Here is a 24,497-nt window from a genome sequence, read left to right as displayed (position 1 = left end):
AACCGTCCCGGAGTCTTAATCCGTCTCCGACTGCCGATCGGGCCTCGGGGCACCACGGACGTAATCGGGCCGATGGGAGGGCCGCGGCGGTCGGGACAACCTCCCGGTCAGGAAGGCCGATAGGGCAAGGCCATGGTGTCAGCCTGCGCTCTGGGCCATCTTCCCGGGCTGGCTGCCGTTCTCCTTGACCAGTCGGGCCACCCGCCCGTCCAGGGTCATCTTGCCCTTGTCGGCAGCGGAGGCATTGGCCCGGGCGGAGGCCACGTTGCGGGAGAGTTCCTCGATGGTCTTGGTCCGTTTGCGGGCCGAACCCTTCCACATTTCCCTGAGTTTTACCCGCGTGCCGTTCTTCACGTGTTCGCTGAGACGCAGGTCTTTCGGGCCGTGCAGGTGAATCGCATGCATGGAGGGTTTCTGGCGGGAGGAAGAGAAGAAGGGAAGTTTGGAAGATCACGCCGATGGTACGGATCGGCGTTTTCTGCCGATCAATGCGCAGGGCTTGGCTCAGACTCGCACAGATGACCGGGCCTTCCCTATTCTGCGGGAAATTGCTTCCAACGATGAAGATCCGATTTCTTCTCACCGTCGGCCTTGGGGCTGGGCTGTTCGCCCGGAACCTCTTTGCCTTGCCGGCAGACCCCTCTTTCGAGGCCGAGGGGTATGAAGCGGCGCGCATCGAGCAATTCATGCTTCCGGTATATCCGGCGGATCCCCTGAAGGAGGGAGAGAAGAGGGAGGTCGTCTATGACCTGATGATTTCGAGTGAGGGAGGTTTGATCGGGTCGGGTGCCTTTTACCTCCCCAGTGCGGAATTTAGTGAGCCGATGCGGGATGCGGTCGCCCGCTGGACCTTCCGTCCGGCGCAGGAGGGGGGGCGAAACGTCGTCGGTTTCTTCCGCTATACGGTCATCGACTACTTCATCGACAAGGAACGACGCCGAAATGGCGACTACATCCCCGCCCGCCCCCTCTGGACAATCGACCGGAAGCTGGCCACCCGGATGAACACCCTCTGTGCGGCACGGGAGGAGGATGAACACGTGGTGTTTGGTCGGATACGGGTGGATTTCAAGATCGACGCGAGCGGGGCGATCAAGCGTTTTTTCGGAGACGACGACCTGGCCAAGGGGCTGATCAGGCATTACTTCGAACCGGCGCGAAACGAACTGCGGTTCAAGCCCGCGACGAGGGATGGGGTTCCGATTGAGAGTCACCTCGTTCTCTACCTCGCGCCGACCGCGATGGGGAACCATGGGGAGGTACTCGGGGCGGATCCGGTCCGATCCCTTCCCCAGTATCCGGGCTTCGGCCAGAATTCGGAATCTCTTGAGGTTTCTGTGGTGGCGGACTTCGGTCCGAACGGGGTCGTCTCCTCGGCCCGGATCATCGATGAGGTTCCGGTTCCCTATGCGCTGCAGGCTCTGTTGGCCGTTCGATCCTGGCGGCTTTCAGCCGAAGAACAGGTGGACTACCCCGAGGGCACTCCGTTGGAGTTGCATTTCGGATTCCTCAGTGACAGCCCTGAGGGGGTCCTGATCGACCCTCCCCGACCGATTCAGGTGATTCCTCCCATCGCGGATCGGCCACTCAGGGATACCTTCCCGCCTCAGATGAAAAGCGCTTTTGCCGACGGGGCGGTCGAGATCGCCTTCCGGGTGGATGAGGCCGGGTCACTTCTCGATCTCGAGGTGACCGGCACGACCAATCGGATTTACTCCGACTGGGTTCTGGAGGATCTGAGTGCGATGAAATTCTCTCCGGGTTGGCGGGATGGCCAGGCAAGGGCGTTCCGCATGGTGCAGCGAGTCTCCTATGTCCTCTACCTACGGACAGAGATCAAGTCCGACCGGGATTCGATCAATACCAGGATCCCTTCGCCTGACTGAAGGATTCAGGGATGAATGGCAAAGTCGGAACGATGCCGTTGGGCTGAGTGCAATGGCGACGCGTCAGGGACGCCGTGCCGTACCATTGGCGAAGCAGGGCTGGTCGTCCCTGGCCAGCCATTCGGAGCACGGGCAATTCGATCTGCCATGAGAATTCCTGCACCCCAACCAAAAGGTGACTCCCATCTCAACTTCCAACTGCATGGATTCGGCCTAGAACCATTCAGGATGGATTCCTTTATGCTCAGGGCTGGCTGCCGTTCTCCTTGACCAGTCGGGCCACCCGCCCGTCCAGGGTCATCTTGCCCTTGTCGGCAGCGGAGGCATTGGCCCGGGCGGAAGCCACGTTGCGGGAGAGTTCTTCGATGGTCTTGGTCCGTTTGCGGGCCGAACCCTTCCACGTTTCCCTGAGCTTTACCCGCGTGCCGTTCTTCACGTGTTCGCTGAGACGCCGGCGGGCCGCGGGGATCTCGGTCTTGTATTGAGGAAGCCACTTCGCCTGGGCGACCAGCATTTCATCGGTCATCTGCCAGACTTCCTCGGGATTGCAGATCGCGCCGGTCAGGGGATCGTGGAGCATGGCCTGCTTCAAGAGGGTGAGATCGCCGTGAACGGCCGCCTCGACACCCATCTGCTGGACGCGGGCTGAGACCGAACAGGTGGCCGCGCAGGCCATCGGAAGGTCCCCGACCACCGGCATATTGAGGCCGTTGCGGTCGACATAGCCGGGAATCTCAACGATGCAGCCGTCTTGAAGGTTCGTAATGTGGCCCCGGTTGGGCACGTTGAAGTGGCCGCGATAGACCCGGCCGGTTTCCAACGCCTCGATGATATAGCTGCCGTGCTCCTCACTGCGGTGTTCCGCGGAGATCTTCGGGGCCTCTTGCTTGATCCAGTTCGGGAAATCGGTCTCAAACCAATTGCGGCCCTCGGTACAGACCCGCAGGTAACCGCCGGTCTCCCCGTTGATCCAGGAACTCATCGAGATCCACTTCTTGATTTCGGACGGCCGCTTCCGGTACCAGGGCAGGTATTCGCTCAGGTGTCCGTTTGACTCCGTGCTGTAGTAGCCAAAACGGCGGAGGACGTCGATGCGGACCTTCTCATTGACGCTGTATTCCGGGTGTTCCTCAAAGAGCTCGAGCAGCATGGGGATGAAATCAATGCCGTTCCACTCGACCCGGATGAACCAGGTCTGGTGATTGAGGCCGGCCGCGACGACGTCGACCTCGCGCCGGTGCAGTTTGGCGTCATCGGCCAGCATTCCCTTCTTCCTGGCCCAGCGCTCGATGCAGCGGGTAATCTGCCAGTGCGCGCCCTGCACTCCGTGACAGAGGCCGATCGTCTGAACACCTCCGTACTGGTTGCAGGCCCAGGTATTCATCGCCATCGGATTGGCGTAGTTCAGGAAGAGCGCGCCGGGCTTGGCCACCTCGCGGATGTCCCTGCAGAAATCCAGCAGGGCCGGGATGCCGCGTTGGGCATACATGATGCCGCCCGCGCAGATGGTATCCCCGACACATTGATCAATCCCGTACTTGAGCGGGATGTCGATGTCGGTCTGGAAGGCCTCCAGGCCTCCCTGGCGGATCATGGAAAGAACGTAGTCCGCACCCTCGAGCGCCTTGCGGCGATTGGTGGTGGCGGTGACTCTGGCGGGAAGTCTGTTCGCCTTGATGTCCCGCCGGCAAAGCGTGGTCACCATGTCGAGATTGGCCTTCGAAAGATCGGTGAAGGCAAATTCCGTGTCGGCCAGTTCGGGAACACAGAGCACATCCTGCATCAGGCGGCGGGTGAAGCCGATCGAACCGGCTCCGATCATGGCGATCTTGATGGGCATTGGGTTTGGAATGGGTGGGAGGATCCGGGCTTTCGCGGTGTCCTTGGTTTTCTGCGCGACCCGCGCTTCTTTCAATTACAAGTTAGGTTGACGGTCAAAGCGATTGCGGGGAATTCTTCGGCAGCCCGAATCAGGCGGGTCTGGGTTTCGGGTCAGTTCCCCGACTCCGAGTCGATGCTCCCGAACAGTTCCCTCAGTCGTGCGGTATCTTCGGTGGGGAGGGGTGGTCCCAGGATCGAGGCGATGTTCTCCGGGATGTGATCGAGATTTCCGGTTCCGAAAAGCACGCAATCCACCCCGGGCTCATGACGGCAGAAGCGGTACGCCGCCTCCGTCACGGTCGCGGCCCCTCCCGGCCGCAGGAGAAAGTCGAGCGGGTTGTCCGGATCCAGCTCGGCCAGTTGGTCGTGTCCCTGGGAAACCAGCCGCCGAACCACGTCCCGGAGGGCAGCGGGCCGGCTCAACGCGCGGCGCACGGCGAACATCAAGGTCGTGCCGATCCGGCCCTCCCGGGCTTGGGGAAGGATGGTCTGTCGGGCGGTCTGGTTGAGGATGTTGAACCCCACCATGACGACATCCCAGCAGGGGTCGCGGGTGGCCCGGGTGAGCATGGCGTGAGTCTGGTCGACGGAAAAGGACTCGGTCACACCGATAAAGCGGACCTTGCCGGACTGGCGAAGGCCCTCCATCACTGGCAGGCACTCTGAAACCGCGAAGGCATAATCGGTCTCCGCGACACCGTGCAGGTAAAGAACGTCAACCACGTCCGTCTTCAGTTGCTTCAGGCTTTCCTCGAGATCGCTGCGGATCCGGTCGGGATCGATCAATCCGCCTTCACGTCGGATGGGAATCTTGGTGCAAAGGACGAGCGATGCGCGGTTGCGGTCACGGGCGGCCGCACCCACCGCCGCTTCAGTCCCGTAATAGCGTGCCGTGTCGATCAGGTTGACGCCGTGGTCGACCGCGCATCGAACCACGTCGGCGGCCTCATTTTCGCTCCGTCCGTGGGCCAGCCCCAGCCGGCTGTGGCCGCCGCAACCGAGTCCGGCCACGCTGATCTGCAGTCCGGTTCGACCCAGTTCGGTGTATTCCATCGCTCGGAATAGTGCGGTTGGGATCGGCGGATGCAACCCCGGGAAAGCGCCGGGTCAGGCGTTTCCGATCTGCTTGCGGTAGATCGACGGCGCCGTTCCGCGGCTCCAGCGTTTGAAAGCGTTGGAGAAAGCGAATTCGTTCTCGTAGCCGACCTGCTCGCCGATGGCTGCGACAGTCAACTGGGTCACCGAAAGCAGGCTGGCAGCATGCTGCATCCGCAGGCACAGGAGACGCCGCATCGGGCTGCAGCCGTAGCGTCGCTGGCAAAGGCGTCGCAGGTGTTCTTCACTGCAGCCGAGGGTTCCCGCCATTTCTGACAGGCACCACGGGTGGGCGAGGCGCCCGGCCACCCGTTTCCAGAACAGATCGATGACTTCATCGCGCGGAGTCGCTCCCGCCACCCGGGCGGTCAGGGCGCGGGCGAGATCGGCCCACGACTCCATCATGGCGGGATCGGCATTCCCGAGGTTTTCGCTGAAGAGACCGAAGATGGCGGCGCGGAAAACGTCACCGTCGGTCTCGATGATCCGTGGCTTGTCCGGTGGTCGGGCCGGCGGGGCCGGGCTCGATTTTGGGATGATAATCCAGGCCACTTCCCAGAATCCGGTCTCCGGGTCGGTATGGTAGGCATGCAGATGGTCGGGGGGAGTCACATAGGCCCATCCCTTGGTCAGCCGGACCCATGCCCCGTCGACGAGGGCCTGCCCGACCCCGGCCGTCGCCACGAGGATCTGGGTGAAATGGGGGTGACTGCGGACGAAGCGGAAATCCTCCCCGGCCTCGGAGATGCCGGCCATGGAAATGCCCCGTTCCCAGATCTGGGGACAGCTGTGGCGGGTGATCCGCCGTTCCACCGTGTTGCTGCCGACCTGGTGGATCTCGCTGAGTTCTGCGACGGTGGTCATCATGTGCTCGGTCAGGCCACCCCCGAACCTCCGGCGAAGTGCGGCTTGCGCTGGAAGGCATAGGCTTCGGGCGCGTCGATGAAGCGGGGCTCCTCCTCGCCGGCCGAGACCATCCTGCGAACCAGCCTATGACGCATGTCCGCCACCACCTCCCGGAAGGGCGGCATCCCGATCAGGTTGGTCTGCTCCCAGGGGTCGGACTGAAGATCATAGAGGAAATCGTCCTCGTAGACCTCGGATCCCGGCTTGGAGACCGGCTTGCCGTCATCGCCCGTTTCCGGAGATCGGACGCTGTATTTCCAGCGGGCGGTGCGCACACAGCGACCGGTGTGGCTCTCGCTGATCTGAACAAAAACTTCCTCCGGCCAGGTCACGGATGGATCGCCCTTCAGCAGACTGAGCACAGACTGCCCCTGCATTTCCGGCGGCACCTCGATCCCGGCGGCATCGAGGAGGGTGGGGGGCAGATCGATCAGACTGACCAACCTCTCAATGCGACCGCCTCCCTGGAATCCAGGTCCCCGAATTGCGGTGGGGACGTGAATCGAGGCCTCATGACACGAACGCTTGTACTCGGCATTGCGGGTTTTGAAATGATTGCCGTGATCGGAGGTGAAGAGAATGATCGTGTTCTCCAATTGATCGAGACTGCGCAGGGCATCGATGAGGCGACCGAGCGCCTCATCCAGACGCTTGACCATCCCGCAGTAACCCGGCCAATGCTGCGGTGATGAGCCGCCCATCGCCGCCAGATCGGGTGGAAGTCTCGCCCCTGCGTATGTCTCTTCATAACCGGGGGGGGCCGGGTAATTGTCGGAGTGATTCTGGTGGTGTGGTTCGAGGTAGGAGACAAAGAGGAAGTAGGGATTCTCGCGTTCCCTGGCGATATAGCGGATGGCCGCATCGGTCTGGGCATCAACCCGGTAGCCGGGAAGCTTGTGGGGTTTCCCGTTCTCATCCCAGAGATTGCAGTCGTAGGCGTCCGAGACGAATTCGAGGAGGTTGGCCCCCAGCCAGCTCTGGTAGCCCCCCTGACCCTCCCGCGGAACCGGGCCGTGGTGTTGGTGCGGCATAAGGTGCCATTTTCCGATATAACCGGTATCGTAGCCGGCCTCGTTGAAATGATCGGCCAGTGTCTTCAATCCATCCTTCAAGGCGAACCCGTTCCTCCAGACCCCGGTCTGGGTGGCGTAGAGTCCGGTCTGCAGGCAGGACCGGGCCGGCCCGCAGACCGGCTGGCAGGTGAAGCTGTTTGCGATGTGCGTGCCTTCCATCGCCATCCGGTCGAAGTTGGGCGTCAGGCCCAATGGCGAACCGCCGACACCCGTGGTGTCATGCCGCTGCTGGTCGGTGAAGAAGACGATGATGTTGGGGCGTTTGGATTCGGACATGGACGGTGGGGATTCTGCAGAGACATCGCACGCAGGCGGTCCTGTGGCGTTTCTCAAATCTCATGGTGGAAAACGCTCACGAGGAGTCGAACGAAGAATCGCTTGATCGTTCGATGACCCCTCCTGCCGTTGATCCCTTTGCGGCGACTTGTCCTCGCCATCTCCTGTCTTCTGGGTTTGTTTCGCTGCCATGGTTGATCTGCCCCCGCCCCCTGCGCCAAGCATGCCGAACATCGTCTTCATCCTGATTGACGACATGGGATGGAAGGACCTCGGGACCTATGGCAGCGGGTTCTATGAAACGCCCAACCTCGACCGCATGGCCGCGGAGGGGATGACCTTCACCGACGCCTACGCGTCCTGTCCGGTCTGCTCGCCCACCCGGGCCAGTTGCCTGACCGGGCGCTACCCGGCCCGTCTCGGGGTCACCCAGTGGATCGGTGGTCACACCGTGGGCAGGTTGCAGGATGTCCCCTACCACCACGCTCTTCCGCTCAGCGAAGTGACCAGCGCTACCGTTCTGCGCGATGCCGGTTACCAGACCTGGCATGTGGGCAAGTGGCACCTGGGTCCCCCTCAGACCTGGCCGGATAGACACGGATTTGACGTCAATATCGGGGGGTGTGATTGGGGATCGCCGAAGAAGGGCTATTTCAGCCCTTACGCCATCCCCGGTCTCGAGGATGGAGCGGAGGGTGAATACCTGACCGACCGATTGACCGACGAAGCGGTCCGCCTGATTGCGGAGCGGGATCCGGCACGGCCGTTTTTTCTCAATCTCTGGCACTACGCCGTCCACACCCCGATCCAGGCGCCGGAGGCCCTGGTGGAGAAGTACCGGGAAAAGGCAAGACGCCTGGGACTCGATACGGAAAAGACCTTCGAGGAGGGCGATTTCTTTCCTGTCGCCCACAAACGCGATCAACGCATCGTCCGCCGCCTTCTCCAGTCCGATCCGGTCTACGCGGCCATGGTGGAAAATCTGGATACGAATATCGGACGATTGCTCGATGCCCTCCAGTCGGCGGGTCTCGCCGAAAACACGCTCGTTGTCTTCACCTCGGACAACGGGGGACTGGCCACAGCCGAAGGTTCGCCGACCTGCAATGCCCCGCTTCACGAGGGCAAGGGATGGATGTATGAGGGGGGAACCCGGGAACCGCTCATCGTGCGCTGGCCCGGTCGGGTCGAAGCCGGGTCGATTTGCGCCACGCCCGTCACCAGCACCGACTTCTTCCCCACCTTCCTCGAGGCGGCGGGACTGTCCTTGCGGCCCGACCTGCACAATGACGGGATCAGTCTGATGCCACTGCTGAATGGATCAGGCGAGGTCGACCGCGAGGCCATCTACTGGCATTACCCCCACTACAGCAATCAGGGTGATACGCCGGGTTGCTCGGTCCGGGCGGGCGACTGGAAACTTATCGAGTATTTCGAGGACGGCCGGCTCGAACTCTACAACCTGCGCGAGGATATCGGCGAGTCGGTCAACCGCGCCGGGACGGAACCCGAGGTCAGCCGCCGTCTCAAGGCGATGCTGGACGAGTGGAAGGATTCGGTCGAAGCCGTTATTCCCAGGCCGAATCCGAACTGGGTGGAATAGGTGCAGCAGCGGCGCTCTGTCGCCGCTCCCCCGGGGCAGGTGACCACCGCAACAGAGCCATTCGGCAGGCTCGTGGCAGACTGTGGTGGCGAATTCCTGTCCGCTTGTTAACCTGCCGAGTTGCAGTCACGGCAGTCCCTTGCCGTGTGCCGTCGCGGATCGCCCCAAGGGACTGGAGCGGCTACAGGGCCCAGTGATAGGGAAGTCAGTATAGTCACCGGTTCTTCAAACAAACCGTAGTTTGCTACGTTTTGTTTTCAACCCCAAAACAAACCCGTCCATGCTACGTTTTGTTTGCCTGTAACAAACATTCCATTACATCTGCCATCTGCCATCTGCCATCTGCCATCTGCCATCAATACACCCCTTCCTCGCGCCAGACCTTGAGCATCAGTTCGTAGCGCTCGAGGGCCATCCCGGTATAGATGCAGTTGCTGGTGCCGAAGACGTAGCCGCCGCCGGGCATGCCGTCGCGCAGGGCGCGGCGGGCGTCGGCGACCACCTCGTCGTCGGTTCCCGTCTGGAGGGCGGCACAGCTGACATTGCCGATCAGGCAGACACGGTGGCCGACCCGCCGTTTGACCTCGGCCAGATCCACCTGCCCCTGTGGATCGAGGCTGTGCAGGGCGTGGGGTTCGCCCTCGAGCAGGCTGTCGAGGATCGGCATGATATTGCCGTCGGTGTGCTTGATCACGTGGAACCCCAGTTCCCTGGATCCCCGGATCAGGCGCGTCAGATAGGGCGTGACAAACTCATCGAACATTGCCGGGGAGAGGAAAGGCCCCTGGTTGAAGCAGTAGTCGGCGCAGAGCACGAGGACGTCGACCGTCCCCCATCCCCGGATCGCCTCTGAGCGCTTGAGTCTCTCGTCGACCCGGCGGGCGGCCAGATCCTTCATCTTCCGGGGATGGTCCGCCAGATCCATGACGAATTCCATCATGTGCTCGCCATCAGGCACCCCGAAGGTGGCGTCGCCATGCAGACAGAAGGCGTGTTCGCCCCGGTCCATGGCCCGGGCATGGTCAAGTGAGGCGCGGATGTCTTCGTCCCTCCATTGCTTCGGTTCATTGAAGATCATCCCTGAAAGGTCGAAACGCCGCAGGGTCGTCACATAAAGATCGCCGAGATCCTTCCGGTGGAGGTCCCTCTCGGCTTCACTCATCTGCAGCCACTGGTCAAAGCGCCTCTGCGAGGGATGAATCCGACCAAAGGCTTCCATGGTCAAAAAGAACTCCAATTCAAAATGGGGGACCCGTCCGTCCGGTGGGCGACGTTCAAGAGTGGCGAGAAAGACTTCACGCGGAGTCACGGAGTTGACCGTATCGACTCTGTCCGGGAATCCAAGAATACGCTTTCCGATCGAACGGTTTTCCTTGCAGGTTCGACCGCCGGGTTTGTGCTGGTGGTCGTCATGACCAAGCCGCGGCCCAATATCCTCTTCATCTGGACGGATCAGCAGGGCTCCCGGGCCATGAGTTGTGCGGGCAACCCGCATTTGCGGACGCCGGCCATGGATTGGCTGTCGGACGGGGGGATCCGTTTCGAACGGGCCTACTGCACGGACCCGATCTGTGTGCCCTCACGGACCAGCTGGCTGACCGGGACCATGCCTCATGAAAACGGGGTGACCTTCAATACCGATGACCATCCCGTTGATCGCCCGCCCCTGGCTCCGCTGCTGAGGGCCGCAGGGTATGACACGGGTTACGTCGGCAAATGGCATATCCCGCGCAGTGCGGACGACCGGGAATGGCATGGGTTCGACCATGTGCGGCATGCCCGGCCGAACGGAGTCGACCCGGATGTGCCCGGAGCGGCCATCGAATTCCTGCGGCAGGAGCGGGCGAATCCCTTCTTTCTCGTGGCCGGCTTCGTCAACCCTCACGATATCTGCGAGTGGGCCCGGATCACGGCGGGAATGGGTGGCCGCCTGCCCAACGGCCCGATTCCCGCAGCTCCCGCAGCCGAGGCCTGTCCGCCGCTGCCGGGGAATTTCGAGATTCCGCGGCCGGAGCCGAGCGTCATCCGCGACGCCCAGCGCCTGGCTCCGTCTCTCTACCCGACCGTGGATTGGGGTGAGGATCTCTGGCGGCAGTACCTGTGGGCCTATTACCGTCTGGTGGAGCAGGTCGACACCGGGATCGGTCAGATCCTAAGTGAATTGCAGCGCAGTGGCCAGGACCGCAATACCGTGATCCTTTTCAGCAGTGATCACGGGGACGGGGCAGCCTCACACCGCTGGAACCAGAAGACACTCTTCTATGAGGAAGTGGCGCGGGTTCCCTTCATCATCCGGCCGCCTTCCTGCAACCTTGCCGGCAGTGTCGACACCCGGAACCTGGTCAGCATGAATCTCGACTTCTTCCCGACAGTCCTGGATTACGCGGGCCTCCCGATCCCGGAGGGTCTGACTGGCCGCAGCCTGCGGCCGGTTCTCGAAGGCCAACCGGGTGCGAAAGGCCATGACTTTGTCGTCAGTGAGGCCGACCTTGCCCCCGAATACGGAGTGACCGGCGGCGTTTACGGACGCATGATTCGCGACGCCCGCTTCAAATACGGGCGCTTCTCCACCGGGACGGACCGGGAGCAGCTCTTTGATCTGGAGGCGGATCCCGGTGAAACCCGGAACCTGGCCTATGAAGCGGAGTATGCCGCCAGGAAGCAGCAGTGCAGGGACAGGTTGGATCAGTGGATGGAGGAGAGGTTCGACCCCTTTCCCGGACTGGAATGTTAGCGAGGGAGTTCCGGGGCGAATTGGCGGGCTGATGCGGACCGGCGGGCGAACTGCATTTGCTGAAACGCGGTGCCACCCCTAAAGCCGGGACGCCATTGCCTGTCTTGCATCTGATCCTGGTGAAGATATGGTTTTTGTCATGAATCCCCGTTTGCCCCTTGTTGTCGCCGCCTTCTCCATTTTGGGATCCCTGGTTCAGGGCCTGGAAATGGAAAGCGGCATTGTCTACCACAAGGAAGGTCGCTTTGCCGCCTGGCCGGCCAATGGCGCCATCTGGCACTGGGGGAATGAGATTCTCATTCTCCACAGTGAAGCGACCTACCACTTCTATCCGGAACAACATTCCTACGATCGCAGCAAGCCGAGCTACTCCTTCTTTGCCCGAAGCCGGGACGGCGGCAAGACTTGGGAAAATGGTCCGACGGATGCTTTCAGTCGAAGCGAGTTCGCCTCCTTGGACAAGCCGATGGACTTCTCAAACCCGGACTTCGCCTTCCGCAGCCGCAACGATCGTTTCTGGTATTCCGAAGATCGCGGCCGGAATTGGATGGGTCCTTTCGCGTTTCCCGATTTTGGATTGAAGAATCCCCTGACCTCACGCACCGATTATCTGGTTGACGATGAAAACACCCTCCTGGTTTTTCTTTCCGCCAAGGAGCCGTCGGTTCAGGCCGGCCTGCAGGATCGGGCCTTTTCAGCGCGCACCGACAATGGCGGCCTGACCTGGCAGTTTCAGGGCTGGATGACCGGTTATCCCTACGGTGTCCGGTCTGTCATGCCCTCGACCGTCCGACTCGAGGACCACCGGCTGCTCTCGGCTGTTCGACGCCGGGTGGATGCCCACGAGGATGAAGATCTGGGGCGCCTCGATATGAACTTCATCGAGGCCGAGTATTCCGATGACAACGGTCGCAGCTGGAGCAAGCAGAGCACGGTCGCTTTCACCGACACCACCCATCACAACGGCAACCCGCCGGCGTTGGTCCGTCTGCCCGATGGCCGGGTGGCGGTTATGTATGGTTTTCGGGGACCGCCCTTTGGCATCCGCGCCAAGGTCAGCAGCGACGAGGGCAAGACCTGGGGCCATGAGATCATTCTGCGCGACGACGGATTGACCTACGACCTCGGTTACCCCAAGGCGATTCTGCTCCCCGACGGCCGGATTTTCGTCTGCTACTACATCGCCACCCCGGAGCGGCCCAACCAGCACATTGCCTTCACCATCTGGACTCCCTGATTGCAGGGCAACCCCTCAGGCTTCCAGTCCGGCGCAGCAGCGCCGGAAGTGGAAACCGTAGATCGAAAGCGTTACGGCCGTTGTCAGCAGGCGGGGTCGGCGAAAGAAGGTCCAGATGAGAAGTCCCCAATAGTGAAACCGCTCGCGACCGATCACTCCGAGCCGGATGTTGGCCTGCATGAAGGCGCGGAAGTTTCGCCACTTCATCCCGCCGGGAAGAGGTGAGGGCTGAAACTCCCTCAGAAAGGTGCGGATGCGCCGGTAATAGGGACCCGGTGCATAGATATGGTCCATCAGTCGGCGGTATCCGTCGCGGAGTGTGTCGACGTTCATCCGGGAAACAAAGTTCGTCGTGCCATCCACGTTGTCGCCCGTCGTGTTGCCAAGGAGTCGACCCTGCTGCAAGAGGCGGTCATATAGCTTGGTTCCGGGGATTGCCTGCAGGATTCCGACCATGGCGGTGACAATCCCGCTTGCCTGGATGAACTCGATCTGGCGCTGGAAAATGGACGGCGGATCGTTGTCGAATCCCACGATGAAGCCGCCCTGGACCTGAAGCCCGGCACGTTGGATGCGCTTGATGTCGGCGATGAGATCACGGCTTCGGTTCTGACGCTTGTTGCATTCGGCCAGACTGGCTTCCTCCGGTGTTTCGATGCCGATGAAGACCTGGTCGAAGCCGGCCGCCACCATCTGCTCCATCAGCCCCGGGTCGTCGGCCAGGTTGATCGATGCTTCGGTGTAAAAGGTGAAGCCTCGTCTGCCTTTTCGCCATTGAATCAGGGCCGGCAGCAGATCCTCGCGGAGGGAGCGTTTGTTGCCGATGAAATTGTCGTCGACGAAAAAGACGGTTCCCCGCCAGCCCGCGCTCCAGAGTCCGTCCAACTCCGCCAGTACCTGTGCCGGGGATTTGACGCGGGGACGGTGTCCGAACATGGCGGTCACACTGCAGAATTCGCAGTCGAAGGGACAACCGCGCGAGTACTGGATACTCATGGAGGCATAGCGTTTCAGGTCCGCCAGTCCCCAGTCTGGCGCAGGGGTCATGCTCACTTCAGGCAGGGTGTCGGTCTGGTAGACCCTGCGGGCCTCGCCCCTGGCGAAGTCTTCCAGGAATCCCGGCAGGGTGACCTCCGCTTCGTTCAGCACGAAGTGGTCGACGTCGGGGAACTGGTTGTATTCGACGGTGAAGAGAGGACCCCCGGCCACGAGGATTTTTCCAGCGGCCCGGCAACGTGCGATCAGCTCCGCTGCGGAGTCCCTTTGGGCGATCATGGCGCTGATCAGGACGATGTCCGCCCACGCAAGATCCTTGTCCGTCATGGGGGTCACGTTGACGTCGATCAGACGCTTCTCCCAGTTTTCGGGCAGCATCGGGGCAATCGTGAGCAGGCCCAGGGGAGGCAGGGCCGCGCGCTTCCGGATGAATTTCAAGACGTGCTTGAAACTCCAGAAAGTATCCGGGAACTCCGGGTAAAGCAGCAGGACTCTCATCGTGATGGTGTCCGCCCCGGCGGTCGGGGTAGGGGCGGGAGACCCTCTTTTCCAGCAGGCTACATTGCGGCTGGGACCAGGGCAATTCGTTCTGCACTTTTCCCGGGATCGCGAGAAGGAAACCCGGGGCGGACAAATCAGTAGTCCGCCTAACCCGGGATATTATCATGCGCCGCCCGGGACCTTGAGGGGCGGACGCATCCGGAAAACAGATCCCGATGCGTCGTCTCCCAGACCGGAGTTTCTTCACCTGCGTGGCGCAGGGGCCCATCCTGCCCTGGCCCGCTTCGACTACCGAACCCGCCGGATCGTTCCCATCCGCTGGATCAGGGCGGACATCGGCGGGTCTTCGCCCATGACCATCCGGGTCGTGACGAATTCCCTGAAGGTCGCCTTTTCAACCCAGTAATCGTCGAGATTGATGAATAGGGTTCCCCAATAGTGCGACCCGCCCTTGACTTCCATGGCGTAACCCGGGGCGGGCTCCATCAGCATCTGGAACGACGATTCGCCGCTGTCGAAGGACACAATGGCGCAGGGCTGCGTCTTCACGGTGCCGTTTCCAAGCCATTCCAGCGTCACCCGGCCGTTTTTGAAATAGGATCCCTTCTTCACCGAATCACCCAGATCGACCGGAGGCTCCGAATAGGCCGAGTAATGCTCGATTTCCACACCCATCGACGTGAGATCGGCGATGCTGCGTCCGGTCTCTGCGGACACCGGTTGGGCAAAGATGTTGTTGAATGCGTAGAAATCGACGAACGTGTTGTAGACGCGGTAGGCAAGGTCCGGACTGAGGGGCTGCCCGTCATCGGTCGTCAGGCCCTGAAAATCGGCGTGCGCGATGCCCAGAACCTCGGCGGCCTGTTCGTCCATGACATTCTCCCAACCTTCGAGAGCGGGAATGCGTCTGGTGACCCCGTCCTTGTCCTTCAGCTCGAAACGGCGGCAGGTCAATTGTTGCCGGTGGTCGGCGCGGATGGTCACGTCGCACTCCATGCGGGTCTCCTCCGCACCCAGGCGGGAGCCGTCGGGTGCGTAACTGAGGTAGGCGGTCACGAACTCGTAGGGATGGGTGCCGACCGCTCGCGGGGTCGACAGGTCGGTCGCGTCGGACCCTTGGGCGATGGCCATTGATGATGCGCTCAAAAGGGCAAGCAAAGCCCGGGCAGGGTGGTGGTGTTTCATGGTTTTTTCTCCTTCTGGTGGATTCTGGTGAGTTTCAGCAGGGTGGATTCCGCCCACTGAAGGGATGTCCGGTAGCCGTCGATCCCGTGTTGGAGCGCGAGTGCACCCTCCGGCGGCCTGTCGGTCAACTGCCTGGCCGCCTCGTTCAGCTCGGCGACGTAGGTCTTCAGGTGACCGGCGAGTTTTTCGAGGTAGGAAAGGGTGGCACGTCGCCCGAGCAGGGGTGTCATGAAGGCGAACCGGAGGAGGAGCAGGTCCATGTCATGGATGATATTGTCCCTCGTGATGGGCTCCATGAAGGAGACTTTCAACGTATCCTTCCCCCTCCCGGTGATCCGGTAGATTCGTCGCGATCGGAGCGCCTTCGGGTTGGCGATCCGACCGGCGATCCAGCCGGCCTTCTCCATCCGCTGAAGTGCAGGATAGAGTGCGCCGGGGCTCGAACTGAAATGCCCCATGGGCGTGTCCTCGAAACTCCGCTTCAGCGCGTAGCCGGTCTGGGGTCGGTCGAGGAGTTGGCAGAGAATGGAGGTGCTCAGAGTGGAGAGATGCGAGCGGTCACTCATTAATACGAATCGTAATACTACGATTCGTAATGTCAAGTGCTTTGCCTTCGATTGGATCCCGGGAGAGAAGGAATCGCCGCCGGTCCCGGCCGGTGAAGGGAATCCCCAGGTCGTTGCTTCGTGCGGCATACGGCCGCCAGACTTGCCTGAACCGGCGGGTTGCGCATTTTCCCATGGATCGATCAATGGACACCCCCCGACCTGACTTTCCCCGCTGCCGCAATTGTGGATCCGATCTGACCGGCGCCTATTGTGGTCAATGTGGTCAGCGCGATCTCGACTTTCGCCGGGACTGGCGCGGGCTGGTTTCGGAGGTGACCTCCACCTTCCTGAATCTGGATGGCAAGGTGCCCCGGGGACTCTTTGCCCTCCTCTTTCGACCCGGATTTCTGACCAGGCGTTTCCTGGACGGCGCCCGGGCCAGTCAGATCCCTCCGCTTCGGCTCTACCTGTTCGTCAGCCTTTGTTTCTTCCTCCTGATCGGACAATCCTCGGATGAAACAGACATTATCCTGTTGGACGAAGCGCCGGTAGAGGTCACTGAGGGTGGCGAACACCCGCCAAGGGGGGCTCTGGCGGAGTGGATCGTTTCCAAACTGGATGACCCGGCGGCGGTTCGTGAGCAGTTCATGGTATGGCTTCCCCGGCTTTTTCTGATCGGGGTTCCCCTGCTGGCCCTCTTTCTCCGGGTGATGTTCTGGAGGCAGCCCCTTGTCTATCTTGAGCACCTGGTCATCGCCCTTCACCTTCAGTCGTTTCTCTTTCTCTGGATTCTCCTGGGATTCGGAATGACTCTTCTTCTGGGCCTTCTGTCCAGTAGACTGGCTTCCGGTGTCGAACTGGGAGTGTTCGGCTGGCTGGTCGTCTATCCCGTCTTTGCATTCCGGAGAATCTTCCAGTTCGGATGGGTGAAGGCCATCCTGACCGCCTTCATCCTCGAGTCGGGATACCTCATCTTTCTCTTTTTTGTGCTGTTCGCGGTGGCCGCGGTGGCTCTCTGGTTTGTTTGATTTCCCCCGGCGTCCGGGGAGTACCGAAGGCGAAGAAACACCGGGAAATTCAGGGCTTGAGCATCCGCGCTTCCCCGGGATGGTTGAGTCCCACGAATCCGCGTATCGGCTTTCTGGGGCTGGGGGCCATGGGGCTCCCGATGGCACGCAATCTGGTCGAGAAGGGTCTTGCTGCTTCACGGGTGGATTGAGGAGATCCCGTCTTTCGCGGCCCGGAAGAGTCTTCATAAGGTGCTTCGATTTGGCAAATGGCATCCCCCGGTCGAATTCCTCCGTTTTCTTGTCGTCCTCCCTGGTCCCTGGTCCTTAGCCTCGGAACGGTGTCATGAATTATTATCCGGAATGCTTGGTGGCGTGTGAAATCCTTTGGGATTGTTTCCCGGATGGAAGGTTTCTCGGCGGTGCGACGCTCAATGTGGCCTACCACCTCAACCGGCTCGGATTGAGGACCGGAATCCTTTCGAGCGTGGGTCGCGACCCGTTGGGCGATGAAGCCTTGCGGGTGCTGGTGGAGGACTGGCAATGTGATCCGCGCTGGATCCGGCGGCTTGACGACGTGCCGACCGGCCGGGCCAATGTGACTCTCGACGAGAAGGGCGACGCCAGCTACGAATTGCCGGCACCGGTGGCCTGGGACTTCATCGAAATTCCCGAGGCAGCGATCGCGGGAGCGACCTGTCCCCTCATGGTGCCCTCGGTCGGCCTGCGCAGCCCCTATAACCGAGACCAGATCCGCCGCGCCTTTGCCGGCTATGAAGGCATGAAGTGCTTCGACGCCAACCTGCGCCCGCCCCACAATTCAATCGGGGTCGTGATGGAGATCGCCGCGATGGCCGACTTTGTGAAAATGAACGAGGAGGAACTGGCCGCACTCGCGGCGGCGGCGGGCTCACCGTCTGCGGAAGTGGAGCGGCGCATGCGCGACCTGGCCGAAGCCCTCGGGGTGAATCTACTCTGTGTGACCCGCGCGGAGCGGCCGGCTCTGCTGCTCGGCCATGGCCGGATCAGCACGGGACGGAGCCATCCGGTTGAGGTGAAGGATACGGTCGGCGCAGGCGACGCCTTCATGGCCTCGATGATCGCGTCGCTCAGTCGGGAGGGTTTCGATCCGGTCGAGGCGCTTTCCCGGGCGTCTGCGCTGGGGTCCTGGGTCGCCTCGAAGTCGGGAGCGCAACCACCCTATGACGGTACCGAGCCGGCCGGCGGCCGGTGATCACTCGATCGTCACGTTGGAGACATTGCCGCGCTCTACCAGGATGAAGTCGTCGAAGTTCTCCATCCTCCGGCCGTCCACCACGATGTTTTCCAGACGGATGTTCGAGATGCTTCCTTTGCTTGCGTTCAGGTAGTTGAAATAGCGGATACGTCCGGTTACTTCGAAATTGCGCAGCGTGATGTCGGAGATGGATCCCGATTCCCCGATGTTGAGTCCGAGCACGCGGTAGATGTCGCCCTCGACGCGGATATCCTCGAAGACGAAGTCCGAGATGTCGGCACCCTTGTTATTCCGGGCATTGACGACGGACCGGTTGCCCTCCAGTTCCCGCTCCCGGGTCACTTCGCTGGCCATGATGATGCAATCCTTGACCCGCACGCCGGAAACGGGATTCCGCAGATTCCACGTGAATTGAAAGGGCGCGCCGTTGGTCTGCTGCCAGATCAGGCAGCGCCGTACCGTCATGTCGTCCGAGTAGACCTTGACGATGTCGTCATTGACTTTGAAGAAGCAGTCCTCGACGACCGATCGATCGCCGGCCGCCACCCCGTCCGTCGTGTACCACCAGCCGAAACACTGGACGCCGCGCACCGTCGAGTCGTCGCCCACGCTGATGCAGAAATGAACCGGATCGGTGAAGGTGATGCCCTCGACCAGGTTGCCACCGCCGCCGTGCAGGTAGACGGCGATTTCCCGGAAACGTCCGAAGTCCCATGGGATGTCGGCATCGGCGTAGCGGCGGCGGACCCACATCCACTTCGCGCCGGAGATGACTCCCCGGCCCCTCACTGTAACGCGTTCGCCGGTCGATGAAAACGTGCCGTGCACCACGGCGCCGCCCGAGATATAAACGGTATCGCCGGCATCGAGCGGGAAACCCGCGTGCAGGGAATAACCCATTTCGACCAGATCGTATTCACCCGGAGGAAAGTAAAGGATGTTGGCCTTCTCGGGATCGTTGTGGATCACCGGGTTTTTCGAAAAATCGATGACGTTGGCGGCCGTGAAATCCGGTAGATCCCTTTCCAGTTCCTTGGCGAAGACGAAGAGCGGGTTCCTGCGATCCCGGTTGATGATCACGGCGACCTGGCGCGGTTGATCGAGGGTGAAGCGGATTTCGCCATCCTTGATCACGGACTCGATTCCGTAGGCTTCCGGCAGAACCCGGGCCTCCATCAGGTTCGTGCCGATCGGGACCCGCACCACTACTTCGACCCGGCCATCGAAGGAGAAGGTCGTCCAGTGGTTGGATTCCCCCATTGGCTGGTGGACGCCGACGAATTTGTTCTGGCTCTGGTAGACAAATGATTCGTTGACGCGATCCTCCTGGATGAGGCTGACGGCGAAGCGTCCGGACATGTCGCGGAAATCGGGAGACGGGTAGGTGACGACTTCAGCCGACAGGGTGAAAGGGAAGAGGAGGATGGCAGGCAGGCCGAGCGACAGGGCGGCCGCGAGAAATCGGGTGGATCGAGTCATGGTGTTCACCATGGGTGGTTCGACCCTTCGGATCAACCGGGAGATGACGGTCGTGGGGATTCGCGTATCGACGGGAGGGAATACCCATTTCCCCGGGCTTCTTCGAGAAAGCGCTTCTTTTCATCTGGTGATCCGCCGCCAATGTCCGTTGAATTCCGAATGCGGACGCGGTTTCATCCGGCCGCTCCGTTGCATTCGGCTCCCCCGTTCTGACCGTAGCCTTCCCCACATGAAGATAACCAGGCTCGAACCGTTCATTCTGCACGCTCCGGTGACCCGCGGCGGCATCGCGGACAGCACCCACTCGATCACGCATTGGGGTGCGCCCGGCGTGGCCATCCACACCGACACGGGACTGGTCGGCTACGGCTACTCGGGGACCCATGCCCATCTGCCGACGGACCGGTTGATTGTCGATTGCATCGTTCAGAGTTTCGGGCCTTTGCTGATCGGGTCGGACCCGCGCGAGGTTCGCGCGCTCTGGGAAAAACTCTACCGCAAGAGCGACATCTATTGGGTGGGGCGGAGTGGCCTCACCCATCTGGCCCTTGGGGCGATCGACATCGCTCTCTGGGACCTCAAGGCGAAGGAGGCTGAAGTGCCTCTCTGGAAGCTGATGGGTGGAAACGCCGAGAAGCGCGTTGAGGCCTACAACACCGACGGGGGGTGGCTCAACTGGTCGATGCAGGAGCTGGTGAGTGATTGCCGGCGCATGGTGGAGACGGAGGGATACCGGGCCGTGAAGCTGAAGGTCGGCGGGGTGAATGCCAATGAAGATATCAGGCGGATCGAAGCGGTCAGGAAAGCCCTGGGACCGGATATCCGGATCATGGTCGATGCCAATGGCCGGTGGTCGTTGCCCCAGGCGATCCAGACTGGCACCCGACTGGTGGACTTCGATATCGTGTGGATTGAAGAGCCCATGGCCTTTGATGATGTCGCCGGTCACCGGCGTCTGGCCGAGACCATTGCCACTCCGATTGCCCTTGGGGAACAGCTCTACATGGCGGTCCAGTTCCGCGACTTCATCCAGGCGGGCGCCGTCCACTATGTGCAACCGGATGTCGTGCGACTGGCGGGGATCACCGAGTGGTGGCGCGTGGCGGAGCTCGCCCATTGCAGCGGGCTCCCGGTCGTGCCGCATGTCGGCGACATGTGCCAGGTGCACCAACACCTTTGCTTCGCCCACCCGTCCTGCCACCTCCTTGAATACATCCCCTGGCTGCGGGATTGGATGAAACACCCAGCCCAGGTGAGGGATGGCCATTACCTTCCACCGGAGGCGCCCGGAGCAGGCAGTGAGCCTTCGGAGGAAGCCTTTCGGGAAATCCGCGTCGGATGACGATGGAGAGGACACACACACCCGGTCTCTCGGGAGAAAACGCCCTGGTGACCGGTGGCGGTTCGGGGCTGGGGTTCTCCATCGCGCGGGCCTTCATCGAGGCGGGAGCCCGGGTCTGCATCAGTGGTCGCCGTGAGTCGGTTCTGGACGAGGCCGTAAAGAGACTCGGGGAGAACTCCACCTATGTGGTCGGCGACGTGACGAAGGCCGGAGACCGGACCCGAATGGTCGACGCGGTCACCTCGAAATGGGGCGTACTTTCCATCCTGGTCAACAATGCCGGCCAGAGTCTCAAGAAACCGGCTCTTGAAGTCACGGACGACGAGTTTGACCAGTTGATGGATACTCATGTGAAATCGGCCTTTTCGCTGACTCGCGAGGTGGGACGGCTCATGATTGAAGCCGGACACGGGAACATACTCTTCATTGCGTCGATGGCATCGTACATGGGAGTCCCGCAGATCGTGGGCTATACCGCAGCCAAGACCGCGGTGATCGGACTCACCCGGGCATTGGCCGCGGAATGGTCGGAGTCCGGGGTCCGCGTGAATGCCATCGCTCCGGGATGGATCTCCACGCCCATGACGGACTGGGCCTTTGCCGGTGATCCGGCACGAAAGGAGAAAGTCCTTTCACGAACCCCGATGAAACGGATGGGTGAGCCCTCGGATATCGGCATGACGGCCGCCTTCCTCTGCTCCGACGCCGCCAAATTCATCACCGGACAGTGCATCCCGGTGGATGGCGGCGCCTCCATAGGATTCTGAACACCTTCCGTTTGCTTCCAAGGGGGTCATTGCTTGACTCTTGACAGACCCCGGCGGTTGTTCGGCTGGCGGGCCACCTCGGGCCCGAGGCATTCATCGGCAATCCGATGCTCAAGCGCTTCCCGACCCGGCAATTGTTTGCCTTTCGATGGCGAGGTATCGAGGATTGCACAACTCCATGGTCACCAGACGGAACTTCCTCAAGTCGACCGCGGTTGCCGCCCTCGGTGCATCGCTCCAACCTGCATTTTCGAGGAATCGCCCGGCGGTCGACAGCCCATCGAACATGAAACCGAATATCCTTTATGTCTTCTCCGATCAGTGGCGCGAATGTGATCATGGCTACACTGGAAACCCGGATGTCCAGACCCCGAATATCGACCGGCTTTCGCGGGAGTGCGTGAACTTCTCGAATGCCGTTTCCGGCATCCCGGTCTGCTGCCCGCACCGCGCCTGCCTGGTCACTGGGAAGTACCCGCTGACCCACGGTCTCTTTCTCAACGACCTCTCCCTGGCGACGGATCACCGGAGCATCGCCCATTGCCTCAATGACGCCGGCTACACAACCGGCTGGATCGGCAAATGGCACATCGACGGACAGGGACGGGAGGCTTTCACCCCGCCCGAGCGGCGTCAGGGCTTTCAGTACTGGCGGACGCTTGAATGCACCCATGACTACAACCACTCCACCTATTTCGCCGACACCCCGGACCGGCTCTATTGGGAGGGCTACGACGCGATTGCCCAGACGACAAACGCCCGGGAGTTCCTGACCCATCATGTCGCCGCCGGATCCGGGGCGCCGTTTGCCCTTTTTCTGTCGTGGGGGCCACCCCACGCGCCTTACCACACCGCCCCGGAGACCTATCGGGATATCTATGCAAATCGCGAATTGACCTTGCGGCCGAACGTGCCCCCCGGGTCGCGCGAACAGGCCCCCATTGACTATCGCGGGTATTACGCCCACATGACCGCACTCGACGACTGTATGGGTGATCTTCTGCAGACGCTCGAGGAAACCGGTCTGGCCGAAAACACCATCCTCGTCTACACCTCTGACCATGGCGACATGATGCACTCCAGGGGCGCGATGAAGAAGCAGCAGCCCTGGGAAGAGTCGCTGCGGGTTCCCTTTCTCCTTCGTTGGCCGGAAAAACTGGGTCGCCGCCCACGTGAGATCGCCATGCCGCTGAACACGCCGGATATCATGCCGACGCTGTTGGGGCTGGCTGAAGTCGACATCCCGGACGAAGTCGAGGGAATTGACCGATCAGCCATCATTCTCGGAACTGAAGCGCCGGAGGAGGATCACGCCGCTCTGACGCTCTGTATCACTCCCTTCGGCCAATGGACCCGCGACGTGGGAGGTCGGGAATACCGCGGTGTGCGCACCGCCCGCTACACCTATTGCCGCGACCTGAACGGTCCATGGCTTCTCTACGACAATGAGGCGGATCCCTACCAGATGGACAATCTCGTCAACCGGTCTTCACACGCGGAAGTCCAGGCCCGGCTCGAAGAACAACTGAATCATCTCCTGGAACAGACCAATGATGCCTTCCTGCCGAGCGCAGAGATCATCCGGCGGTGCGGTTACGTGGTCCGTGCCCGCGATGAGACGGTCGACTACAACGCCCCCTTCAATCCCGCCAACATCACCCGAAGCCCACGATAGGCGCGCCTCCTCACCGTTGGCTGATATGGGGTCATTGCTTGACTCTTGACAAACGGATGCCTGCCGGCTCCGATCCCGCATGGCCAGGAAGCTTCGAATGCAATTCCCCGGTGCCTGTTATCACGTCATCAACCGCGGGAACTACCGGCAGCGGATTTTCACGTCCGAGGGTACTGCCGCCAGCTTTGAGACGACCGTGTTCGAAGCCTGTGAACGCCACGGATGGCGGCTGCACGCCTATGTGATCATGGACAACCATTTTCACCTGGCACTGGAGACACCCGAACCGAATCTCAGTGCGGGCATGAAGTGGTTGCAGGGGACCTTCGCCACCCGTTTCAATCGATTCTTCGGTCAGGTCGGGCGCCCCTTTCAGGGACGCTTCAAGAGCCTGATCGTCGAACCCGGTCACGCTCTGGCACAAGTCGCCCACTATATTCATCTTAACCCGGTTCGAGCCGGCCTGTGCGCCCCGGACCGAGCGGCGGATTACCGATGGTCGAGTCTGCGCAGGTATGTCACGGGAAAACGCCCCGGGGCACTGGAGCCCTCAACCCTGCTGGCCGCGAGCGGCAACCTGAAGGACACGCGCCACGGCTGGCGCAAGTACCAGGACTATCTGGCCTTTCTCGCGACGGACCTGCCCTCGCAGAAGAATATGCGATTCTCCGAGATGTGCACGGGATGGTGCCACGGCTCGGACCGCTTCGAGGAGTCGATGAGCGATGACTACGCCAGGCGCGTCACGGAGTTTCGCAGCGAACACGGCGGCCCGGAATCTCTGATCCTGTCGGCTGTCCGCGAGAAGCAATGGGAGGCCGCCCTGAAACGGGGTGCCGGTGAGTTGAAATTGAATCTGGCGCAGCTGCCGGTGCGGAAGTCGGACGGGGCCAAAGTGCTCCTCGCCTGCGCCATGCGATCCGCGACGACTGCAACGAACGAATGGCTTGCCGCCCGGCTTGGGATGGGCAGACCCGCCTCGGTCAGTCAGTTCGTCAGGCGGTTCCGGATGAGCGGCCAGACGGAAACACAGGCCTACCGATCGGTTTTGTCACGGGTCAAGCAGTGA

At 61.5% G+C, this 24,497-nt stretch carries 20 protein-coding genes; 10 read left to right on the top strand and 10 right to left on the bottom strand.

Annotated elements, in window-relative coordinates; all coding sequences use genetic code 11:
* Positions 1-138: 138 nt before the first annotated feature.
* Complete coding sequence (locus R3F07_16170; GenBank protein ID MEZ5277918.1) at positions 139-405, bottom strand: hypothetical protein; 267 nt, start codon at positions 403-405, stop codon at positions 139-141.
* 155 nt (positions 406-560) lie between these two features.
* Here R3F07_16170 and R3F07_16165 point away from each other — a divergent pair, with 155 nt between their 5' ends.
* Positions 561-1,886: a hypothetical protein gene (locus tag R3F07_16165; GenBank protein ID MEZ5277917.1), complete on the top strand. Its 1,326-nt coding sequence runs from the start codon at positions 561-563 to the stop codon at positions 1,884-1,886.
* Between the two features lie 244 nt (positions 1,887-2,130).
* Here R3F07_16165 and R3F07_16160 read toward each other — a convergent pair whose 3' ends face one another.
* From R3F07_16160 to R3F07_16145, 4 genes are all read right to left on the bottom strand, one after another.
* Positions 2,131-3,726 (bottom strand): alpha-glucosidase/alpha-galactosidase, encoded by a 1,596-nt coding sequence (locus tag R3F07_16160; GenBank protein MEZ5277916.1) that lies wholly within the window; start codon positions 3,724-3,726, stop codon positions 2,131-2,133.
* A 152-nt stretch (positions 3,727-3,878) separates the two neighbouring features.
* On the bottom strand, positions 3,879-4,820 hold the full coding sequence (locus R3F07_16155; GenBank protein ID MEZ5277915.1) for an aldo/keto reductase: 942 nt from the start codon (positions 4,818-4,820) through the stop codon (positions 3,879-3,881).
* A 54-nt stretch (positions 4,821-4,874) separates the two neighbouring features.
* On the bottom strand, positions 4,875-5,729 hold the full coding sequence (locus R3F07_16150; GenBank protein ID MEZ5277914.1) for an AraC family transcriptional regulator: 855 nt from the start codon (positions 5,727-5,729) through the stop codon (positions 4,875-4,877).
* 8 nt (positions 5,730-5,737) lie between these two features.
* Positions 5,738-7,117 (bottom strand): sulfatase-like hydrolase/transferase, encoded by a 1,380-nt coding sequence (locus R3F07_16145; GenBank protein MEZ5277913.1) that lies wholly within the window; start codon positions 7,115-7,117, stop codon positions 5,738-5,740.
* A 223-nt stretch (positions 7,118-7,340) separates the two neighbouring features.
* Here R3F07_16145 and R3F07_16140 point away from each other — a divergent pair, with 223 nt between their 5' ends.
* Entirely contained in the window at positions 7,341-8,720 is a 1,380-nt protein-coding gene (locus R3F07_16140; protein MEZ5277912.1) for a sulfatase, read from the top strand.
* 355 nt (positions 8,721-9,075) lie between these two features.
* Here the strand turns inward: R3F07_16140 and R3F07_16135 are convergent, their stop codons facing one another.
* The gene (locus tag R3F07_16135; GenBank protein ID MEZ5277911.1) at positions 9,076-9,939 is read right to left on the bottom strand and encodes a uroporphyrinogen decarboxylase family protein; all 864 of its coding nucleotides are present in this window, start codon (positions 9,937-9,939) and stop codon (positions 9,076-9,078) included.
* 24 nt (positions 9,940-9,963) lie between these two features.
* On the opposite strand from R3F07_16135, the gene R3F07_16130 reads away from it, so the two are divergent.
* Positions 9,964-11,454, top strand: a complete 1,491-nt coding sequence (locus R3F07_16130) for a sulfatase-like hydrolase/transferase (GenBank protein ID MEZ5277910.1) — start codon at positions 9,964-9,966, stop codon at positions 11,452-11,454.
* 139 nt (positions 11,455-11,593) lie between these two features.
* Positions 11,594-12,691: a sialidase family protein gene (locus R3F07_16125; protein ID MEZ5277909.1), complete on the top strand. Its 1,098-nt coding sequence runs from the start codon at positions 11,594-11,596 to the stop codon at positions 12,689-12,691.
* Between the two features lie 15 nt (positions 12,692-12,706).
* On the opposite strand, the gene R3F07_16120 is transcribed toward R3F07_16125, so the two are convergent.
* The 3 genes from R3F07_16120 to R3F07_16110 form a co-directional block, all read right to left on the bottom strand.
* The gene (locus R3F07_16120) at positions 12,707-14,185 is read right to left on the bottom strand and encodes a B12-binding domain-containing radical SAM protein (GenBank protein MEZ5277908.1); all 1,479 of its coding nucleotides are present in this window, start codon (positions 14,183-14,185) and stop codon (positions 12,707-12,709) included.
* A gap of 291 nt (positions 14,186-14,476) precedes the next feature.
* Entirely contained in the window at positions 14,477-15,373 is an 897-nt protein-coding gene (locus R3F07_16115; protein ID MEZ5277907.1) for a hypothetical protein, read from the bottom strand.
* Positions 15,370-15,939 (bottom strand): PadR family transcriptional regulator, encoded by a 570-nt coding sequence (locus R3F07_16110; protein MEZ5277906.1) that lies wholly within the window; start codon positions 15,937-15,939, stop codon positions 15,370-15,372. The genes R3F07_16115 and R3F07_16110 overlap by 4 nt, the downstream gene beginning before the upstream one ends.
* A 185-nt stretch (positions 15,940-16,124) precedes the next feature.
* Here R3F07_16110 and R3F07_16105 point away from each other — a divergent pair, with 185 nt between their 5' ends.
* On the top strand, positions 16,125-16,949 hold the full coding sequence (locus tag R3F07_16105) for a DUF3667 domain-containing protein (protein ID MEZ5277905.1): 825 nt from the start codon (positions 16,125-16,127) through the stop codon (positions 16,947-16,949).
* 325 nt (positions 16,950-17,274) lie between these two features.
* Entirely contained in the window at positions 17,275-18,162 is an 888-nt protein-coding gene (locus R3F07_16100; GenBank protein MEZ5277904.1) for a PfkB family carbohydrate kinase, read from the top strand.
* Here R3F07_16100 and R3F07_16095 read toward each other — a convergent pair whose 3' ends face one another.
* Positions 18,163-19,644: a hypothetical protein gene (locus R3F07_16095; GenBank protein MEZ5277903.1), complete on the bottom strand. Its 1,482-nt coding sequence runs from the start codon at positions 19,642-19,644 to the stop codon at positions 18,163-18,165.
* A gap of 229 nt (positions 19,645-19,873) precedes the next feature.
* On the opposite strand from R3F07_16095, the gene R3F07_16090 reads away from it, so the two are divergent.
* The 4 genes from R3F07_16090 (at position 19,874) to R3F07_16075 (ending at position 24,497) form a co-directional block, all read left to right on the top strand.
* Positions 19,874-20,986 (top strand): mandelate racemase/muconate lactonizing enzyme family protein, encoded by a 1,113-nt coding sequence (locus R3F07_16090; GenBank protein MEZ5277902.1) that lies wholly within the window; start codon positions 19,874-19,876, stop codon positions 20,984-20,986.
* 2 nt (positions 20,987-20,988) lie between these two features.
* Positions 20,989-21,753: an SDR family oxidoreductase gene (locus R3F07_16085; GenBank protein MEZ5277901.1), complete on the top strand. Its 765-nt coding sequence runs from the start codon at positions 20,989-20,991 to the stop codon at positions 21,751-21,753.
* A gap of 178 nt (positions 21,754-21,931) precedes the next feature.
* On the top strand, positions 21,932-23,428 hold the full coding sequence (locus tag R3F07_16080) for a sulfatase-like hydrolase/transferase (protein MEZ5277900.1): 1,497 nt from the start codon (positions 21,932-21,934) through the stop codon (positions 23,426-23,428).
* Between the two features lie 79 nt (positions 23,429-23,507).
* Positions 23,508-24,497, top strand: a complete 990-nt coding sequence (locus R3F07_16075) for a transposase (GenBank protein MEZ5277899.1) — start codon at positions 23,508-23,510, stop codon at positions 24,495-24,497.

Source organism: Opitutaceae bacterium, from assembly GCA_041395105.1.
GTDB lineage: Bacteria > Verrucomicrobiota > Verrucomicrobiia > Opitutales > Opitutaceae > B12-G4.
This window is presented reverse-complemented; position numbering and strand designations above follow the sequence as displayed.

Bases quoted from the DNA above. Each gene is read 5' to 3' on its own strand.
- R3F07_16115 (MEZ5277907.1), bottom strand. From the start codon at position 15,373: ATGAAACACCACCACCCTGCCCGGGCTTTGCTTGCCCTTTTGAGCGCA.
- R3F07_16085 (MEZ5277901.1), top strand. From the start codon at position 20,989: ATGGAGAGGACACACACACCCGGTCTCTCGGGAGAAAACGCCCTGGTG.
- R3F07_16125 (MEZ5277909.1), top strand. From the start codon at position 11,594: ATGAATCCCCGTTTGCCCCTTGTTGTCGCCGCCTTCTCCATTTTGGGA.
- R3F07_16080 (MEZ5277900.1), top strand. From the start codon at position 21,932: ATGGTCACCAGACGGAACTTCCTCAAGTCGACCGCGGTTGCCGCCCTC.
- R3F07_16145 (MEZ5277913.1), bottom strand. From the start codon at position 7,117: ATGTCCGAATCCAAACGCCCCAACATCATCGTCTTCTTCACCGACCAG.
- R3F07_16090 (MEZ5277902.1), top strand. From the start codon at position 19,874: ATGAAGATAACCAGGCTCGAACCGTTCATTCTGCACGCTCCGGTGACC.
- R3F07_16140 (MEZ5277912.1), top strand. From the start codon at position 7,341: ATGCCGAACATCGTCTTCATCCTGATTGACGACATGGGATGGAAGGAC.
- R3F07_16120 (MEZ5277908.1), bottom strand. From the start codon at position 14,185: ATGAGAGTCCTGCTGCTTTACCCGGAGTTCCCGGATACTTTCTGGAGT.
- R3F07_16110 (MEZ5277906.1), bottom strand. From the start codon at position 15,939: ATGAGTGACCGCTCGCATCTCTCCACTCTGAGCACCTCCATTCTCTGC.
- R3F07_16160 (MEZ5277916.1), bottom strand. From the start codon at position 3,726: ATGCCCATCAAGATCGCCATGATCGGAGCCGGTTCGATCGGCTTCACC.
- R3F07_16130 (MEZ5277910.1), top strand. From the start codon at position 9,964: ATGGGGGACCCGTCCGTCCGGTGGGCGACGTTCAAGAGTGGCGAGAAA.
- R3F07_16135 (MEZ5277911.1), bottom strand. From the start codon at position 9,939: ATGGAAGCCTTTGGTCGGATTCATCCCTCGCAGAGGCGCTTTGACCAG.
- R3F07_16150 (MEZ5277914.1), bottom strand. From the start codon at position 5,729: ATGATGACCACCGTCGCAGAACTCAGCGAGATCCACCAGGTCGGCAGC.
- R3F07_16155 (MEZ5277915.1), bottom strand. From the start codon at position 4,820: ATGGAATACACCGAACTGGGTCGAACCGGACTGCAGATCAGCGTGGCC.
- R3F07_16170 (MEZ5277918.1), bottom strand. From the start codon at position 405: ATGCATGCGATTCACCTGCACGGCCCGAAAGACCTGCGTCTCAGCGAA.
- R3F07_16105 (MEZ5277905.1), top strand. From the start codon at position 16,125: ATGGACACCCCCCGACCTGACTTTCCCCGCTGCCGCAATTGTGGATCC.
- R3F07_16100 (MEZ5277904.1), top strand. From the start codon at position 17,275: ATGAATTATTATCCGGAATGCTTGGTGGCGTGTGAAATCCTTTGGGAT.
- R3F07_16165 (MEZ5277917.1), top strand. From the start codon at position 561: ATGAAGATCCGATTTCTTCTCACCGTCGGCCTTGGGGCTGGGCTGTTC.
- R3F07_16075 (MEZ5277899.1), top strand. From the start codon at position 23,508: ATGGCCAGGAAGCTTCGAATGCAATTCCCCGGTGCCTGTTATCACGTC.
- R3F07_16095 (MEZ5277903.1), bottom strand. From the start codon at position 19,644: ATGACTCGATCCACCCGATTTCTCGCGGCCGCCCTGTCGCTCGGCCTG.